Origin of the sequence: Bradyrhizobium oligotrophicum, assembly GCF_051168495.1 — a bacterium.
Taxonomy (GTDB): domain Bacteria; phylum Pseudomonadota; class Alphaproteobacteria; order Rhizobiales; family Xanthobacteraceae; genus Bradyrhizobium; species Bradyrhizobium oligotrophicum_A.
Genome location: NZ_JBNPVB010000035.1, coordinates 1 through 16,248, shown reverse-complemented (window position 1 = coordinate 16,248; position 16,248 = coordinate 1). Strand labels below are relative to the sequence as shown.

General features: G+C 66.4%; 17 protein-coding genes. 6 read left to right on the top strand and 11 right to left on the bottom strand.

The genetic code is table 11. The features are described from left to right. Positions 1-121: 121 nt before the first annotated feature. Entirely contained in the window at positions 122-1,732 is a 1,611-nt protein-coding gene (locus ACQR1B_RS34960) for a flavin monoamine oxidase family protein (protein ID WP_434837417.1), read from the bottom strand. A gap of 137 nt (positions 1,733-1,869) precedes the next feature. Between ACQR1B_RS34960 and ACQR1B_RS34955 the strand changes: the two genes are divergently transcribed. The 6 genes from ACQR1B_RS34955 (at position 1,870) to ACQR1B_RS34930 (ending at position 5,808) form a co-directional block, all read left to right on the top strand. Next, the gene (locus ACQR1B_RS34955; RefSeq protein ID WP_434837434.1) at positions 1,870-2,274 is read left to right on the top strand and encodes a nuclear transport factor 2 family protein; all 405 of its coding nucleotides are present in this window, start codon (positions 1,870-1,872) and stop codon (positions 2,272-2,274) included. Between the two features lie 164 nt (positions 2,275-2,438). After that, a complete protein-coding gene (locus ACQR1B_RS34950; RefSeq protein WP_434837416.1) occupies positions 2,439-2,819 on the top strand; it encodes a hypothetical protein in 381 nt (126 codons plus the stop codon). Between the two features lie 2 nt (positions 2,820-2,821). Beyond that, on the top strand, positions 2,822-3,340 hold the full coding sequence (locus ACQR1B_RS34945) for a hypothetical protein (protein ID WP_434837433.1): 519 nt from the start codon (positions 2,822-2,824) through the stop codon (positions 3,338-3,340). Positions 3,341-3,432: 92 nt separating this feature from the next. Further along, positions 3,433-3,585, top strand: coding sequence for a hypothetical protein (locus tag ACQR1B_RS34940; protein WP_434837415.1), 153 nt, complete (start codon positions 3,433-3,435; stop codon positions 3,583-3,585). A gap of 56 nt (positions 3,586-3,641) precedes the next feature. After that, positions 3,642-4,232, top strand: a complete 591-nt coding sequence (locus tag ACQR1B_RS34935) for a cysteine dioxygenase (protein ID WP_434837414.1) — start codon at positions 3,642-3,644, stop codon at positions 4,230-4,232. Further along, positions 4,189-5,808, top strand: a complete 1,620-nt coding sequence (locus ACQR1B_RS34930; RefSeq protein ID WP_434837413.1) for a rhodanese-like domain-containing protein — start codon at positions 4,189-4,191, stop codon at positions 5,806-5,808. Before ACQR1B_RS34935 ends, ACQR1B_RS34930 begins: the two co-directional genes overlap by 44 nt. Positions 5,809-6,011: 203 nt before the next feature. Here ACQR1B_RS34930 and ACQR1B_RS34925 read toward each other — a convergent pair whose 3' ends face one another. The 10 genes from ACQR1B_RS34925 to ACQR1B_RS34880 all read right to left on the bottom strand — a co-directional run. Further along, positions 6,012-8,309 (bottom strand): ATP-binding protein, encoded by a 2,298-nt coding sequence (locus ACQR1B_RS34925; RefSeq protein ID WP_434837412.1) that lies wholly within the window; start codon positions 8,307-8,309, stop codon positions 6,012-6,014. Between the two features lie 59 nt (positions 8,310-8,368). Then, positions 8,369-8,725 carry an Hpt domain-containing protein gene (locus ACQR1B_RS34920; protein ID WP_434837432.1) on the bottom strand — a complete coding sequence of 119 codons (357 nt, stop codon included), beginning with the start codon at positions 8,723-8,725 and terminating at the stop codon, positions 8,369-8,371. 2 nt (positions 8,726-8,727) lie between these two features. Further along, complete coding sequence (locus ACQR1B_RS34915; protein ID WP_434837411.1) at positions 8,728-9,999, bottom strand: SpoIIE family protein phosphatase; 1,272 nt, start codon at positions 9,997-9,999, stop codon at positions 8,728-8,730. 26 nt (positions 10,000-10,025) lie between these two features. Continuing rightward, complete coding sequence (locus ACQR1B_RS34910; protein ID WP_434837410.1) at positions 10,026-10,664, bottom strand: ATP-binding protein; 639 nt, start codon at positions 10,662-10,664, stop codon at positions 10,026-10,028. 6 nt (positions 10,665-10,670) lie between these two features. Beyond that, on the bottom strand, positions 10,671-10,970 hold the full coding sequence (locus tag ACQR1B_RS34905; RefSeq protein ID WP_434837409.1) for an STAS domain-containing protein: 300 nt from the start codon (positions 10,968-10,970) through the stop codon (positions 10,671-10,673). Positions 10,971-10,980: 10 nt separating this feature from the next. Continuing rightward, on the bottom strand, positions 10,981-12,108 hold the full coding sequence (locus tag ACQR1B_RS34900) for a methyl-accepting chemotaxis protein (RefSeq protein ID WP_434837408.1): 1,128 nt from the start codon (positions 12,106-12,108) through the stop codon (positions 10,981-10,983). A gap of 3 nt (positions 12,109-12,111) precedes the next feature. Beyond that, complete coding sequence (locus ACQR1B_RS34895; RefSeq protein WP_434837407.1) at positions 12,112-13,170, bottom strand: protein-glutamate methylesterase/protein-glutamine glutaminase; 1,059 nt, start codon at positions 13,168-13,170, stop codon at positions 12,112-12,114. A gap of 9 nt (positions 13,171-13,179) precedes the next feature. Further along, positions 13,180-13,818 (bottom strand): chemoreceptor glutamine deamidase CheD, encoded by a 639-nt coding sequence (gene cheD, locus ACQR1B_RS34890; RefSeq protein WP_434837431.1) that lies wholly within the window; start codon positions 13,816-13,818, stop codon positions 13,180-13,182. Continuing rightward, entirely contained in the window at positions 13,818-14,642 is an 825-nt protein-coding gene (locus ACQR1B_RS34885; protein WP_434837406.1) for a CheR family methyltransferase, read from the bottom strand. The genes cheD and ACQR1B_RS34885 overlap by 1 nt, the downstream gene beginning before the upstream one ends. A gap of 63 nt (positions 14,643-14,705) precedes the next feature. Then, a partial coding sequence (locus ACQR1B_RS34880; RefSeq protein WP_434837405.1) for a methyl-accepting chemotaxis protein occupies positions 14,706-16,248 on the bottom strand: 1,543 nt, incomplete at its 5' end.

Genomic DNA, 16,248 nt, shown 5'->3' with positions numbered 1-16,248 from the left:
AAGGCGGGCTCCTCAGGATGAGGACGGAGTTCGCGGAAAGAATGACTTCCCCTCGTGGTGAGGAGCGCCGCTTGCGGCGCGTCTCGAACCACGAGGCCACCTGGCCCTTCAGAAATCGCGCTCATGACGACACCCCCGTCGGCTGCCGTCGCGTTGTCTCGGCCTTGGCCAGCAGCAGGCGGTTGGCGGCGAGCGAGAACTCCTGCCACGCGGCGGCGATGTCGCGCAGAATGGTCTGGACGTAGTCCTTCGACGGCTTGTGCTCGAACGGGAAGTTCGACAGCGCGCAGGAGGTGCGGTTGAAGGCGATGGCGTCGTCGAGCAGCGACTGCATGACGTCGCGGAACGGTTTCTGGATCTCCGGCATCAGGGCCGAGCGGCCGCGTTCGACGGCGACGTCGCGCATGTCGAAGGTCAACGCGTCCAGCACCTGCAGCGCGGCGGCGAAGACCTGCTCGGTCGCGCCGAGGACGGCGAGTTGGGTCAGCTGCTCGCGCTGCTGCGTGGCGAGGCTGCGGTTGAGACGCTGCCGATAATCGTCGAACGCCAAATCGCGCTGGGCTGCGACCCAGGAGGCGAACCAGGCGAGGCTCGCATCATTGCCGGCGAGGCCCTCGCCGATCGCAGCAGCCGAACGCGCGCCCTCGCCGGTCGCACGCGCGAGCGCGCGCTCGATGCGCTTGGCGGCGTTGAGCGCGCCTTCGAGATAGCCGGACGCATGGCTCGCGGTCTCGGCGCCGCCGAGATGCAGCCGTCCGTCCCACAGCGCCCGCCGCAGCATCGGATTGGCGATCTCGCTGTGCTCGCCACGCGGCGTGGTGCGGTCCAGCGCGCTGCAGGTGAAGCGCTCGGTCGCCCAATCCTGATAGTGCTGCTCACCGCCCTCCAGCGCCGCGCCGAACAGCTGCACCATCTGGCTGTCCATCAGCAAAGGCAGTCCGACGGCGAAGGCTTCGCGCAGATCGGGCGGGAAAGCGAGGAAGCCGCCGAGTGCGGCGCGATCGCCGCCGGCATCGCAGGCATCGAAGATCTCGCCGATCACAGCCTGCTCGTGGCTGACGAAAGCATTGCCGGACTGGCCCTTGTCGCGCCAATGCGCCTGGTCATAGGCGATCACGACCTTGGCCTGCGCCGCCATCCAAGTCTCGGCGTTGCGCATCGCCTCACAGGTCGCTTCGTCCAGTTCCGGGAGGAAGCCGACATGATCAATCAGCAGCCGCGGCGGCAGGGCGAGCACGGCGCGCTTGGCCTCGATCGCGACCGATTCCGTCGATGTGGCGAAGATCAGCCGGACATGCGTGCCGCAATCGACGATGCGCGTCAGTTCGTGGCCGAGATGGATGAAGGATTGCGGCAGGTCGCGCGCCAGCGCCTCGATCAGTCTGGTCATGCCGCCCGAGAGCCGGCGCGCGCCCTGATGGATCGGCGGACCGCTGATCTGCTCGGCCGACTTGTCCGCCTCCTTCAGATGCAGAACGGTGCCGTCATCGTGCTGGGCGAAATCCGGCAGGCCGAGCTCGGCGATCAGCCCGGTCAGTAACGGCTGGGTGTCGGGCCAGAACCAGGTCGGACCGAGATCCAGCGCAAGCCCCGTCTTGCTCTTCACCGACAGCACCCGCCCGCCGAGGCGATGTCGGGCTTCGAACAAGGCGACCGTCCCGCCGCGCTGCTGCAGGCTGCGCGCCAGTGCCATTCCGCACAATCCACCCCCGACAATGGCCGTTTCCAACATGACGAGACCTCGGCTGCTGCGTTGCAATGGCGTGTTGGCGCTGTCTTGCAAGAAGCTTGCAAGATTTGCGCAACGCAGCCGATGTGCGGTTTCAAACATCGCTTGATTTTCGTCGCAGGTTGGCCCACGCCAGCGTCATGAGTGACGAGAGCGCGATCATGGCCGCCAATGCGGCCTTCTACGCCGCCTTTGCAGCCGGCGACTTCGCCGCGCTCGCAGCGCTCTGGGCCGATGGCGACGGCATCTCCTGCATCCATCCGGGATGGCCGGCACTGGTCGGCCGCGCGGCCGTGATCGGCAGCTGGCGCGACATCCTGAGCAATCCGGCCCGGCCGCAGATCGTGTGTGCGGAACCGCACGCGATCGTCGACCGCGATCACGGCCACGTGGTCTGCATTGAAGTCGTGGACGGGACCCCGCTGGCCGCCGCCAATCACTTCGCGCGGATCGGTGGCGTCTGGCGGATGGTCCACCATCAATCCAGCGCCATCGCGCAGCTGGCCTCTCCCCATGACGACGCGGACGGCCACAGCCTGCACTGATCTCGACGCGTCTGGCACGAAATTTGATCTGCCACCTCTCACCGGCCTGGATGTCGGGGATTGTTGATTTTCGTCGCGTCGGATTCGGACCAAATCTCCGGCTCTGCGCGAGGTGATCGGCCCGCTGCGACCAGCATCGGGCAGACAGTGACGGGAGAGACGGGATGGCACGCGTTCTGACCGCCTATCTGAAGCGCAACGATGTGCCGACGCGCACAGCGTTGCAGCAGGCCATCGCACGTCTGCCGTTCGCGCTGACGCTCGACGGCGGCTATGTCCCGCTCGACACCTCCGGCTACTTGCCCTGCACACTGGACGGCGAGGATTCCGGCTTCGATCTGCGCTTCACCGATGTCGAGGAGCCGCGGGCGGACGGCTGCGATGTCGCGATGACGTTGAAATGGAGCGGCGATCCGCGCGAAGAGGCGGCAGCGCTCGCAGTGTGTGCAGCGCTGGCCAGGACTTTCGGCGCGATCGTCATGCGCGACGGCGCGCAGCTTTCATCCGACCACATGCTCGAACGGGCGCAGGGAGCACTGGTATGAACATGACGGCTCCCCTTCAACCGACGGCGATTCATGCTGTCCCCGCCGAGCTTTGCGACTGCGGCTTCCGTCTGCTGATGATCCGGCAGTTCAACGTCGGCGCGGTGCCGCCGGCCTTCGCCATCATCGATCAGCGCATCATGCGGATGCCACAGCGGCTCGGCCGTCACGGCGTCTCGTTCGCCGCCACCTTCCTGCCCGAGGTGATGTCATGGCTGATCGACCATCTCGGCCGGCCGTCGCTGCAGGAGGAGTCCGGTCGCTCCTACCGCAATCCGCGCTGGCCGGTGGTGTGCTGGCATGACCAGGAGCGCTATTGGCCGAGCGGCGCCGTCACGGTCGAGTGGTTCGCCGAGGTCGCCTTCCAGGATCACGCCTCGTGGATGGCATTCCGGACCCATTGGCACCAGAGCCTGATGGGCACCACGCATGGTGCGAGCCCCTGCCAGGGAGAAGCAAACCGACTCGACGACGAGGGTTCGGAAAAGGAATTTGCCGACGACGCGCTTCAACAGGCATGATCTGCCAAATTGCTGCGGAGCGGCACACAGCTCTGTTCGATGCCGGTCGAGGCGTGATATCTCATTCGGGATGAAATTGCGCGGAGGCTGTCTTGCGCTACGTCTCATGGTTCGGAGGCTGGCTCGGTCATTTGCTGCCGCAACGGCGTGCCGTGGCGCGACCGCAGTTCATCGTCCGGCAGCCGGCCGCGGCGCTGTCGAGCGAAGACCTGTTCTACGTCGCGATGCTCGGGCCCCACGTCTGAGCTGGCCATCGGCATCCGCCGCCATCTGAAGCATCCCCACAAGATACGAGTCCGACATGACCGACATCGCGCGTTTCCGCGACTTCGTCACCGATACCGCCCACCTCGTCGCAGGCACGACCGACGAGACAACGCTGCTCGCCGCGCTCGGGCCGAAGCTTCGAGAGCTGATCGCGCATGACGATTGGCTGCCCGAGGCTTACGCGGTGACCGACGGCAGCCACTACCGGCAATATCTGCTCTACGCCGATCCGCTCGACCGGTTCTCGATCGTCAGTTTCGTCTGGGGCCCCGGCCAGGGCACGCCGGTGCACGATCATCGCGTCTGGGGCCTCGTCGGCGTGCTGCGCGGCGAGGAACTGTCGGTGAGCTATGCGCGGCAGCCCGACGGCAGCTTGCGCGCCGGCGCCGCGGAGCGGCTGCGGGCTGGACAAACGGCCGCCGTGTCGCCACAGATTGGCGACATCCACGCCATCTCCAACGGTCTGGCGGACCGCTCCTCGCTCAGCATCCACGTCTATGGCGGCAATATCGGCCGCATCCGACGCGCGGTGTACGATGCAGAGACCGGCGCCGCCAGCGAGTTCATCTCCGGATATTCGAATGACGCCGTCCCCAACCTCTGGCCCGACCGCACCGCCGCCTGACCAGATCCGCTTCATGACACCGACCGAACTGCGGCGACGCTGGCGCGCCAATGACGAGGTCGCGTTGCTCGACGTCCGCGAGGAAGGCCCCTACTCGCTGTCGCATCCGTTCTTCGCTGTGTCGCTGCCGCTGTCGCAGATCGAGCTGCGCATCCTCGACCTGATCCCGCGGCGGACCGCGCCGGTCGTCGTCTACGATGGCGGCGAGGGTTATGCGGAACGCGCGGTGCCGCGCATCCGCGCGCTGGGCTATGGCGACGTCTCCGTTCTCGGCGGTGGACTGTCCGGCTATGCGCGCGTCGGCGAAGTGTTCCGCGACGTCAACGTGCCGAGCAAGGCGTTCGGCGAGCTGGTCGAGGCCATTCGCCACACGCCGTCGCTGTCGGCTGACGAAGTCAAGGCGCTGATCGAGCGCGAGAGCAATCTCGTGGTGCTCGACGCCCGCCGCTTCGAGGAATACCGCACCATGAGCATTCCGCGCGGCGTCAGCGTCCCCGGCGGCGAACTGGCGTTCCGGGCGCGCGAGCTCGCGCCCTCGCCCGACACGACCATCATCGTCAACTGCGCTGGCCGCACGCGCTCGATCATCGGCACGCAGTCGCTGATCAACGCGGGGCTGCCGAACAAGATCTACGCGCTGCGCAACGGCACCATCGGCTGGACGCTCGCCGGACATCAGGTGGAGCGCGGCAGGACCGCGCGAGTCCTGGAGCGGCCGCAGGCGAGCTACGCGAACGCGCTGGCCGACGCCAAGCTCTGGGCCGAGCGCGTCGGCGTCGCGGTCCTCGATGCCGCGACGTTCGCGCGCCATCAGGCTGAGGCCGGGACGCGCACATTGTACTGCCTCGACGTGCGTACGCCGGAGGAATACGCCGCCGGCCATCCGGCCGGCTTTGCGTCGGCGCCGGGCGGCCAGCTGGTGCAGGCGACCGACGAATGGGTCGGCGTACGCGGCGCACGGCTCGTGCTGTTCGACGATGACGGCGTGCGCGCGCGCATGACGGCGTCCTGGTTGAAGCAGATGGGTTGGGATGCTGCGATCATCGGGCCCGACGTGGTGGCGCCGACCGAAACCACGATCCGCAGGCCGCGGCGGCCGGACTTGCCCGACCTCGGTGGGGCCACGATCGGCGTCGCGCAGCTCGCCGCCGATCCGACCGCATGGACGATCGTCGATCTCGCGCGCAGCCCGAGCTACACGGCCGGACACATTCCGGGCGCGCATTTCGTGCTGGCCTCGCGGTTCTCATCCGACCTTTCCGGGCTGCCGAATGCGGGACCGATCGTGCTGACCAGCAACGACGGCGCCGAGGCGGCCTTCGCGCTGACCGATGCCCGCCGCGCGACCCGCCGCGAGCTGCGCGTCCTGATCGGCGGCACGCGCGCCTGGACGGACGCGGGCCAAGCGCTGGAGACCGCGCGGCACGCGTGGATCTCGACACCCGACGATGTCTACAAGCGCCCCTATGAGGGCACCGACAACGCGGCCGAGGCGATGCAGGCCTATATCGACTGGGAACTGCAGCTGGTCGCGCAGCTCGCCAACGACTCCGTGTCGAACTTCCACGTCGTGTAGTTAGGCAGCCGTAGGGTGGGCAAAGCATCATTCGCAAAGCGAGTGCAGCATGCCCACCACTTTACGCAGGGACTCTCAGTTGGTGGGCACGCGCCGCCCGGCAGCGTCGCTTTGCCCTCCCTCCATTTCCCTCCGTCATTGCGAAACAGCTGATCGATCGCGCCCCGGATCACAGGCAGCACGATGCCGGGGCGAGAGCGAAACTAAGACGCGAACATCTCGAGCTGACCGGCGCATTCGGCCTGCAGCGGCGGCGCATCGGCGGATTGCGGCAGCGCCCAGCGGCGGATTGCATCGAACAACAACGGTGGCTGGATCGGCTTGGTCACGTAGTCGTTCATGCCGGCGGCGAGATAGGTTTCGCGCTGTCCGACCAGCGCGTTCGCGGTCAGTGCGATGATCGGCACGTGACGCGCGGGTCCCGGCAACTGCCGGATCGCCCTGGTCGCGGAGATGCCGTCCATCTCGGGCATCTGCACATCCATGAGCACGAGATCGTAGGGTCTCTCGGAGATCGCCGCGATGGCCTTGGCGCCATCGACGACCATGGTCGGCGTGAACCCCTGCTTGACGAGAAGGCTCTGAATCAAGGTGGCGATGATCGGACTGTCCTCGGCGACCAGGATCGCCAGCGGGCGGTCGACGACCGTCACGACCAGTTCGTCCGGAAGCACCAGGGCCTCGCCCTGCCGGCACCTGGCCTCGAACCAGAAGCGGCTGCCGCGTCCGACCTCGCTGTCGACGCCGATGCTGCCGCCCATGATGCTGCAGAGCTGCCTGCAGATCGCGAGTCCGAGCCCGCTGCCGCCATATCGGCGCGAGATCGACGTGTCGGCCTGAACGAACGGATCGAAGATCTGAGCCTGGATGTCCGCCGGCATGCCGATGCCGGTGTCGATCACCTCGATCCTGAGATCGATCGCGCCGTCGCCCTGCGCGCGGTGCGAGGCGCGGACCTCGATCGACCCCCGTTCGGTGAACTTGATGGCGTTGCCGAGCAGGTTCAGCATCACCTGGCGAATGCGGGTCGGATCGCCTTCGAGATATTGCGGCAGGCCCGGCGCGAGGCTCACCTTGAGATCGAGGCCACGGTTGCCAGCCTTCTGCCCCATGACCGACACCACGCCCTCGATCAGGTTCGGAACGTCGAAATCGATGCATTCCGACTGCAGGCGTCCGGCTTCGAGCTTGGAGAAATCGAGTATGTCGTTGATGACCTCCAGCAGCAGGTCCGCCGATTCCTTGGCGAGCGCCGTGTAGCGCTTCTGCTCCCCGGTGAGCACTGTCCCACGCAGCAAATCGACCATGCCGACCATGCCGCTGAGCGGCGTCCTGATCTCGTGGCTCATGATCGCGAGGAAGTCGGACTTGGCACGGTTGGCCGCTTCGGCGGCGTCACGTGCCGCGCGCAGCTCGGCGCCCGTCGCCTCCAGCACCTGCTTCTGATCCTCGAGGTCGGAGCGGATCGCCTGCACGTAGGCGAGCTTCTGTTCGAGCTCGGCCTGCACCGTCTTGAAGGCGGTGATGTCGGTCACCAGGCAGACCGTGCCGCCATCGGAGATACGATGGTCGATACTCTGGATCCAGCGTCCGTTGAGCTCGCGGCGCTCGATCATGCAGCTGCCACCGAGGTGCCAGGCGCGCTTGCGCGCGAGCCATTCCTCGAAGCGGTCGCCCTTCGGCCGTATCAGACCGTGATCATGGGCCCGCCGCATCAGATCGCTGAACGAGATGCCCGGCTTCATCAGAATGGTCCAGGCCGGGAACATCTCGCGGAAGGTCGTGTTCGACATCACGAAGCGGTCGTCCTTGTCGAACAGGACGAAACCATTCGTCAGCGATTCGATCGCATCCATCAGCAGCAATCGTGCCTCGTCGGCGGCGATTTCAGCGAGCTTTCGCTCGGTGATGTCCTGAACGATGCCGAAACGCCCGCGCGCGCCCGCAGCGTCCGGGTCGTACGCGGCGGCTTCGATCCTGATCCAACGGACCTGCTCGTCCGGTCGAAGAATGCGGAGCTCGTGAATGAAGGCGCCGCCCGTCGCGCGACAGCGCTCGCGGGCGCGCACATAGGCGCCGACATCCTCCGGATGGACGGCCTCGACGATGTCGACGAAGGAAACCTGGGGGACCGGTTCACGTCCGAAGATATCGAACAGCTCGTCCGACCAGATGGCGAACTCGCCGCTCTTATCCGACATCCAATGCCCGAGGCCGCCGATCCGCTGCGCGTCGTTCAACAGCCGCGTCGTCTGCGCCAGCTGTTCGTTCTGCCGGGCGAGCACGTCCGCCAGCTCCAGCGCGTGGCGATTTTTGCGGACGAGCATCGACGTCAGGACGATCATGATCATGACGGCCGCAACGGCAAGCATCAGCAGCGAACCGATGCGATCCTGATGCAGGCCCGTCAGCAGTTCGAAGAGCGCCGTCGAGACCGCGGCGGTCAGAACGGATGCGGCGATGGTCCGGTACGACGGTGAAGCGTCAGGCGGCGATGGCAACGCCGTCGCTCGGATGACAGCGCGCGATGCGGAAGCAGTCTGATCCAGAGCGCCGGACCTCATTCCCGTTCCACCATCCGTGTCAGCGCGGCGGTCGTGGCGCCGATGGCTTCCGTCAGCACCGGCAGATGTGACGTGACCTCCGCGGTGGTCGCCAGATCCTGCTCGATCTCGCGCGCAATCGCGGCAAGCCGCGCCGCGCCGAAGCTCGAGGAAAATCCCTTCAGAACATGCGCCGCCTTGCGCGCCTGCTGAAGGTCATCCGCCGCAAGCGCCGCACGGATCGCGGTCATCGCATCTGCGGCGGCAGCGGGCAGCTGTGCCAGCATCGCCTGCAACTCGCCGGGATCGAGCGCCGCGCGCAGCAGCTCCATCTGGTCCTGATCCAGCAGAGGTTCGTGCCTGACAAGCGCCACGTTCAACGGCCCTCGCATGGTGAGCCCGTCGACGGCTGCCTGGCGGCGCGTTCGCGGGTCACGCGGCCGTCCTGGCGTAACGCCGCGCGCGTCCCCGACCTGCGGTCGAGACAGACGATCGTGGTGTCGTCGGGCAGCGGGCTGCTCTCGGTGATCCCCGCGGCCGCGCAGAGGTGGTCGATCACCGCACGCGGCGCGAGGCCGCGATGACAGGCATTGAGCGCCGCCACCAGCCCGTCGTCGCCGATCCGGCGGCCTCGCATGTCCGGAAATTCGGGCAGGCCGTCGCTGAACAGCAGCAGCAGCGACTCCGCGGGGAAGTTGCGCTTCGTGGTGCGATACTGAACGCCGCGTTCGATGCCGAGCGGCAGGCTGCTGGTGTCGCACAGCCGCGCGCGCGCCGCCTTGCCCTGAACCAGAATCGCGGGCGGCGCACCGGCGGACGCCAAGCGCAGCTCGCCGCCGCGGTGGTCGATGACCACATAGAGGAAGGTCGCGAATTGTCCGGTGCCCAGCAGCGGGATCAGCCGTTCGTTCAGCATCGAGACCAGCGCGCCGGGGTCGTCGTGCAAGCCCTTGTATTCGTGGATCAGCGCATGAAGCCGGAACGTATTCAGAGCGGCATCGACGCCGTGCCCGGTGAAGTCGGCAAGGAAGAGGCCGAACGCCGCATCGTCGATCGGCAGTATCCCCCAGATATCGCCGCCGAGCTCCGACGACGAACGGTTGTACGACGCGATCCTCAGACCGGCGGCCCGCGCCGCCTCCTGCAGCGCGGCCGGCTCCGGCAGCAGCTCGAACTGCATGCGCCGCGCCGCCTCCAGTTCCCGCGAGATCCGCTCGCGATAGCCGCGCAGCTCGCGCAGCGAGTTCCAGCGCTCCAGATGCATGACGACGCGCGCGATCAGCTCCGAAGGGGTGACCGGCTTGGACAGGAAGTCGGACGCGCCGCCCGAGAACAGCTCTCCCATCTTCTTGCGATCGACCGTGGCCGTCTGCAGCAGAATGGGAATATCGGCAAATGCGCGATCGGCACGCAGCTGCCCGCAGACATCCAGACCGTTGATGTCGGGCATCTGCATGTCGAGCAGCACCAGATCGGGCCTGACGGTCCGCACCTGTTCCAACGTCGCCATTCCGCAGTCTGCGAAATGCAGATGTTTGAATTTCTGCTGACGCAACACGCCGGCGACGAGACGGCGGCACAGCGGATCGTCATCCGCGATCAGGATCTTCGCCGAAGTGATGTCCTCGCCGAGGACTCTGTCTTCCACGGCCTCCTCCGTCTGGATTCTCTGGGTCACAGACGAAACTCCAGCCGGACCGTCGTGCCGCCGTTCAGCACCGTCACACGGTCGGAAAAGACCTGCAGGATCTCCAGCCCCCGCCCCGAGACCCCGTCCTCAACTGGGGGACGAACGCTGCTGTAATCATAGCCGTCTCCGCTGTCGCGGATGGTGATCGCGACGTCGGTCGCGGTCCAGACGGCGTCGAGACGGATCAAGGCGTCACCGATCTCGGGCGAATTCAGCCTGGTTTCGATGATCGCCTGGGCTGCGATCAGCCCGTCGAGGCTGCCGCGCAGTTCGCCATCGATCCGCAGGTTGCCATGGAGCACGGCATTCATCAGCGCTTCCTGCGCCGCGCTGTGGATCCTGATCCTGAGGTCCTCTGTCAGCGGCAGCCGCGCGCGCAGCGCGTCGACGAACGTCTTCACGATCGAATGGCGATAGGCCGAACGTGTCGTGACGACCAGGCTCAAGCGGTCTCGGCCAGGCAGCTCGACGTCCTCGAAGCGGTCGCAGCCATCGATGAGGTCCGTTTCGACGCATTGGCGCGTGGGCCGGGCAAGCGCCGCCTCCAGCGTCGCCTCGGAGGCGCCGTTCCAGCACGACACGAACGCGTCGGCGTCCACCCGCTCATCGAACGACACGCACATCGACGATCACTCCTCCACCTTGAAGAGCGTGTTGAACTTGGTGACCGTGAACATGCGCTTCACCTGCCCGACCGGCCGGCGCAGGATCAGCTCGCGATGGCTCTTGTTGGCCTCGTCTCGCGCCAGCAGCAACATGCCGAGTCCGGCGGAGTCGATGAAATCGAGCTTCGAAAGATCGATCACCACGGCATCCCCCGGAGCGGCGAAGATCTCGATGACCAGCTGCTTGAAGGGAATATGGTCGGTGAAGGTGAACTCGCCGCTCATCGCAACCTGTCCGCCCGCGCGGTCGATCTGAATCTGCATGATCGTCTCCCTAGAACAGCTCGATCGTACCGGTTTCGGTCGGGGCAACCACGATCTCGCCGGGATCGGCGGGCTGCTTCCCCTCGAGAAGCTGGGCAACGAACCGCGACCTCATTTCACCGAGCGTGAAGCGGTCCAGCAGTTTCTTGACCCACTCGTTGTCACTCGGCGTCTCGCCGATCGGCGCGTCGAGCGTTTCGACGGTCGTGGTCTTCAATTCGTCGAGCGCCTCGTCGACCACGCGCAACGTATCCACCACATGCTCGAGCCGCTGCCGTGTTCGATCCTGGAACTGGATTCCCGTCACCATGCCGGCCACGTCGGCCGAGATCACCTCCGCCTCCTTCATCGCGTCGCCGACGACCTCCGTCAGGTCGCCGCCGCGCCGGATCAGCGCGTCCATCAGGACTTGGAGCCGGTCCTTGGCCATGAGATTCTGCGACAGGTCGATGGTGGCGACGCGCTGCAGCGTGGCGTGGCCATCGGCAATGCCCTCGGTGACGGCCTTGAGTTCGGCGGCCATGTCGACCGAAAGGCGTTGCGTCGCCCCGGACAGCTCCCGCACTTCGCCGGCCACGACCCGGAACGCAGCGCCGGCCGCGCCGGCCCGTTCCGCCTCGATCCGCGCATTGAGCGCCAGCATGTTGGTGACACGGTTGATCTTGTTGAGCTCCTCCATGCAGCTGTCGACGCGATCGACGTTGGCGCTGAGCTCGCTCAGCGCGTAGACCATCGACATCGCGTCCTTCGACAACAGCAGGATCTTCTCGACGACGTCACTCAAGGTCTCCTCGAGCAATACCGCGATGCGGTCGATCGCCACGACCTCTCCGTCCACGTCGATGCCGATGGCGAGCCGGCTCAGGTTTTCGACGCGCTCCGTTTGCTGTCCGGCGCAGACCGCAAGATGCTGAAACCGGCCGCTGAGATTGTCGGCTTCGGTTTCGACCACGGCCGAGGTCTGCTGGATCTCGCCGACCAGCGTCCTGATGACGCGCTGCTGCATGTCGGCGAACGCGATCCAGCGGCGCATCAGCTCGTCCTGCCGTTGCGGCATCTCGGGCGCCGGCACGTCGGACGGTTCGGGGCTTGGCGGCTTCACTGCCGCAGCCGCATTGCTGGTCTTGCGACGGAACATGAGCTACACCCTGACCCCGCGCGCAGTGAGCGCTTCACACCGCTTCAGCACATGATCGGCGATCTTGCTGAGCGGCAGCTCGATCTCGACGGCGCCGCAGTCGCGAGCCGCCTTCGGCATGCCGTAGACGACGCAGCTCGCCTCATCCTGCCCGATCGTCGGCGCTCCGGCCGATCGCATCTCCAGAAGTCCGACCGCGCCGTCACGTCCCATGCCGGTCAGGATGACGCCGATCGCATTGGCCGCGGCCGCATGCGCGACCGAACGGAACAGGACATCGACCGACGGCCGATGGCCGGAGACCGCCGGCTCGTCATGGACGCGGCACACATAGTTCGCGCCGTTGCGTGCGAGTTCGAGATGAGAGCCGCCCGGCGCGATATAGACGTGCCCCGGCAGCACACGCTCGCCGCTCTCGGCCTGTTTGACCGTCACGGCGCAGAGCTGGTTGAGACGGCTGGCGAAGGATGCGGTGAACGACGCCGGCATGTGCTGCGTGATGACGGTTGCGGGGGCGTCGGACGGCAGGGCCGTCAGAACCTGCTGCAGCGCTTCGACGCCGCCGGTCGAGGCACCGATCGCAATGATCTTCTCGGACGAATTGTAGGACACTCCGGGCCGGTGCACGGGCCGGACCGGCCCGCCCGCCCGCGGACGGACCTTCGCGGCCGCCGCCGCCTTGATCTTGCCGACGATCTCGCTGCGCAGAGCCGGCAGTCCCTCGACCAGCCCGACCACCGGCTTTGCGACGCAATCGAACGCGCCCATCTCCAACGCCCGGACGGCGGTGTCCGCCCCCTTCTGGGTCAGCGACGAGATCATCAGCACCGGCATCGGCCGCAACGCCATGATCTTGTCGAGAAAGGCCAGACCGTCCATGCGCGGCATCTCGATGTCGAGCGTGAGGACGTCCGGATTGAGAGTCTTGATCATGTCGCGCGCCACGATCGGATTCGGCGCGGCACCGACGACGTGGATGCCCGGATCACTGGACATGACGTCGGTGAGAACCTGACGCACGAAGGCGGAGTCGTCGACGATCAGAACGCGAATGGGACTCATGGGATTGCCTCAAAAGAGTTCGATCGGTCCGGCGACGGGTTCGACCTGGATTCTGGATTTGTAGGACGCCTCGTCGCGCACGACGGCCTCGCGGTCGGTGCGCCGCAGTTCGAGCAGCATCACGCGGCCGCTCATCGGAAAATAGTGGACCCGGCGCGGCAGCACGCCGCGCAGGTGCCGCGCCGCGATCGGAAGGTTTTCCGCCGCCAGATACGCCTCGACGAAATCGGCATTGCCGTGGCCGATCCCCGTCACGCCGGCCAGAACGTTGCCGCCGCCGAACACCTTGATCTCGAGACGCTGGCGGAGGCCGCCGCGCGCCAGGACGTCGTTGATCAGCCGCTCCATCGCGACGCTGCCATAGCTCATGCAGGCCGATGCAGCGCTCCACGCGCCCGAGGGTTCCGGCAGCATGAAGTGGTTCATTCCGCCGACATTGGCGACGGGATCGCGAATGCAGGCGGCGACGCAGGAGCCGAGGACGGTGACCAGCATCTCGTCAGACCGGTCGGCGACGTAGTGCTCGCCCGGGAAGACCTTGATCGCGACCGCATCGAAATGATGGTCGCGATAGCGGCGCACGCCGGTGGCGACGTCGCTCGTTGGCGGCGCGGCGTGCGAATGATGTCGCCTGCGCCTGGCGGTCATCATCTGATCCTCCGATAGATCGTCCGCCCGACGGCGTCGAACCGGTCGGTGATGCCGATCAGGTTCTCCGAATGGCCGATGATCAGCCAGCCGTCGGGCTTGAGGACATTGGCATAGCGGTCGAACAGCCGCATCTGCGTCGGCTTGTCGAAATAGATGACCACGTTGCGGCAGAAGATCACGTCGAAGGGCCCGGACATCGGCCACGCTTCGAGCAGGTTGAGATGGGCGAAGGTGATGAGATCGCACAGCTCGTCGTTCATGACGACGTTTCCGTCGTGCATCGTCGTGAAACGGTTGCGCAGGGCGACCGGGATGCCCTCTGCCCGCTCCGTGTCGTAGACTCCCCGCGCCGCATGGGCGATCACGTTGGTATCGAGGTCGCTGGCGAGAATCTTCGTATTCCAGCCAGCCAACGACGCCGTGCTGCCGAGCAGGGTCATCGCGATGCTGTAAGGCTCCTCGCCGCTCGAACAGCCCGCCGACCAGATGCGGATCCGGCGCGTATCGCTGTTGGCGGTCATGAGTTCCGGGAGGATCGCCCGCGACAGATGATCCAGATGATGCGACTCGCGAAAGAAGCTCGTGTGGTTCGTCGTGACCGCATTGATGAAGTTGCGAAGCTCGTCATCGCCGCCGCTGGTCTCGAGCAGCCGGCAATATTGGGCGAAATCGTTCAGGCCGAGCGCGCGCAGCCGCCGGCCGAGGCGTCCATGCACGAAGGCGCGCTTGCGCTCGCTGAGCACGATCCCGGCATTGTCCATCACGAGCTTGGAGAGCTTGCGGAAATCCCTGTCTTCAAGCACGAACTCTTCTTGCACCATGACCCTCCCCGACACGCCTGGAGAGGCGCCGGCCGGCTGCAGCCGGCGGCGCCTCTCCGGCTGTTAGAACTCCTTCCAGTCCGCATCTCCCGCACCGACGACGCGCCGACGTGCCGGCTCGTTATCCATAGGCCGCGTCGTCGGCGACGATGGCCGCGGAGCCGGAGCGGACGCGGGCTTGGCCGCCGCGCTGCGCATCGAGGCGAGCTTCTCCTTGCTTGCGCCGAGCGACCGGTCGACGACCGGGTTTCCGGTCCGCGTCGGATTGGGCCGGCTCTGCTCGAACTCCGGCAGCACCATGAAGCGGCCGACCATTTCGGCCATGGACCTCGTCTGCTCCTCCATCGATTTGGCGGCCGCGGCCGCCTGCTCGACCAGCGCCGCATTCTGCTGCGTCACCTTGTCCATCTGCGTGACCGCGTTGTTGACCTGCTCGATCCCGCCGCGCTGCTCCTGCGAGGCCGCCGAGATTTCCGCCATGATGTCGGTCACGCGCTTCACCGACTGGACGATCTCTTCCATCGTCTTGCCGGCCGTATCGACGAGGCGCGAGCCCGACTCCACCTTCGAGACCGAGTCGGAGATCAGTCCCTTGATCTCCTTGGCGGCGTTGGCGCTGCGCTGCGCGAGGTTGCGCACCTCGGCCGCGACGACGGCGAAGCCGCGGCCCTGATCGCCGGCGCGCGCGGCTTCGACCGCGGCGTTCAGCGCCAGGATGTTGGTCTGGAACGCGATCTCGTCGATGACACCGATGATGTCGGCGATCTTGCGGCTGGCCTGGGTGATGCCGTCCATCGTCTGCACGACTTCCGCGACCACCGAGCCGCCCTTGATCGCGACGTCCGACGCGGACGAGGCGAGCTTGTTGGCCTGCTGCGCGTTCTCGGCGTTCTGCCGCACGGTCGAGGTCAATTCCTCCATGCTCGCCGCGGTCTCCTCGAGACTGGCGGCCTGTTCCTCGGTGCGTTGCGACAGGTCGGTATTGCCGGTCGCGATCTCGCGGGCTGCGCTCGACAGCGTGTGCGAGCTGTCCGCGACGTCGCCGATGATCGAGGACATGGTGTCGAGCAGGCCGTTGACGCCGCCGCACAGTTCCTGAATCTCGCCCGCCTTGTTGTCCATCGGGATGCGCGGACGCAGATCGTTCTGCTTGGCCGAAGCGACCGCATCCTGGATCTGACCCGCCGCGATCCGCAGCGCTTCCGCGGCCTTGGCCTGTGCCGCCATGGTGTCGAGCAGACCGTTGACGCCGGAGCAGAGTTCGCCGAGATCGCCCGACTTTCCAGCCATCGAGATCCTCGGCTCCAGATCATTGGCTTTCGCCGCGGCAACGACGCTCTGAATCTGGCCGACCGTCGCCTCCAACGCCTGCGCGGCCTTCACCTGCTCCGTGACGTCGGTGGCATATTTCACGACCTTGATCGGCCTGCCGTCGGGACCCATGATCGGATTGTAGCTGGCCTGGATCCAGACCTCCTTGCCGCCCTTGCCGAGACGCTTGTACTGGCCGGCGTCGTACTCGCCCCGAGCGAGCTTGTCCCAGAACATGCGATAGTCGTTGGAGCTGCGATAGGCGGCATCGACGAACATCGAATGATGCTGGCCC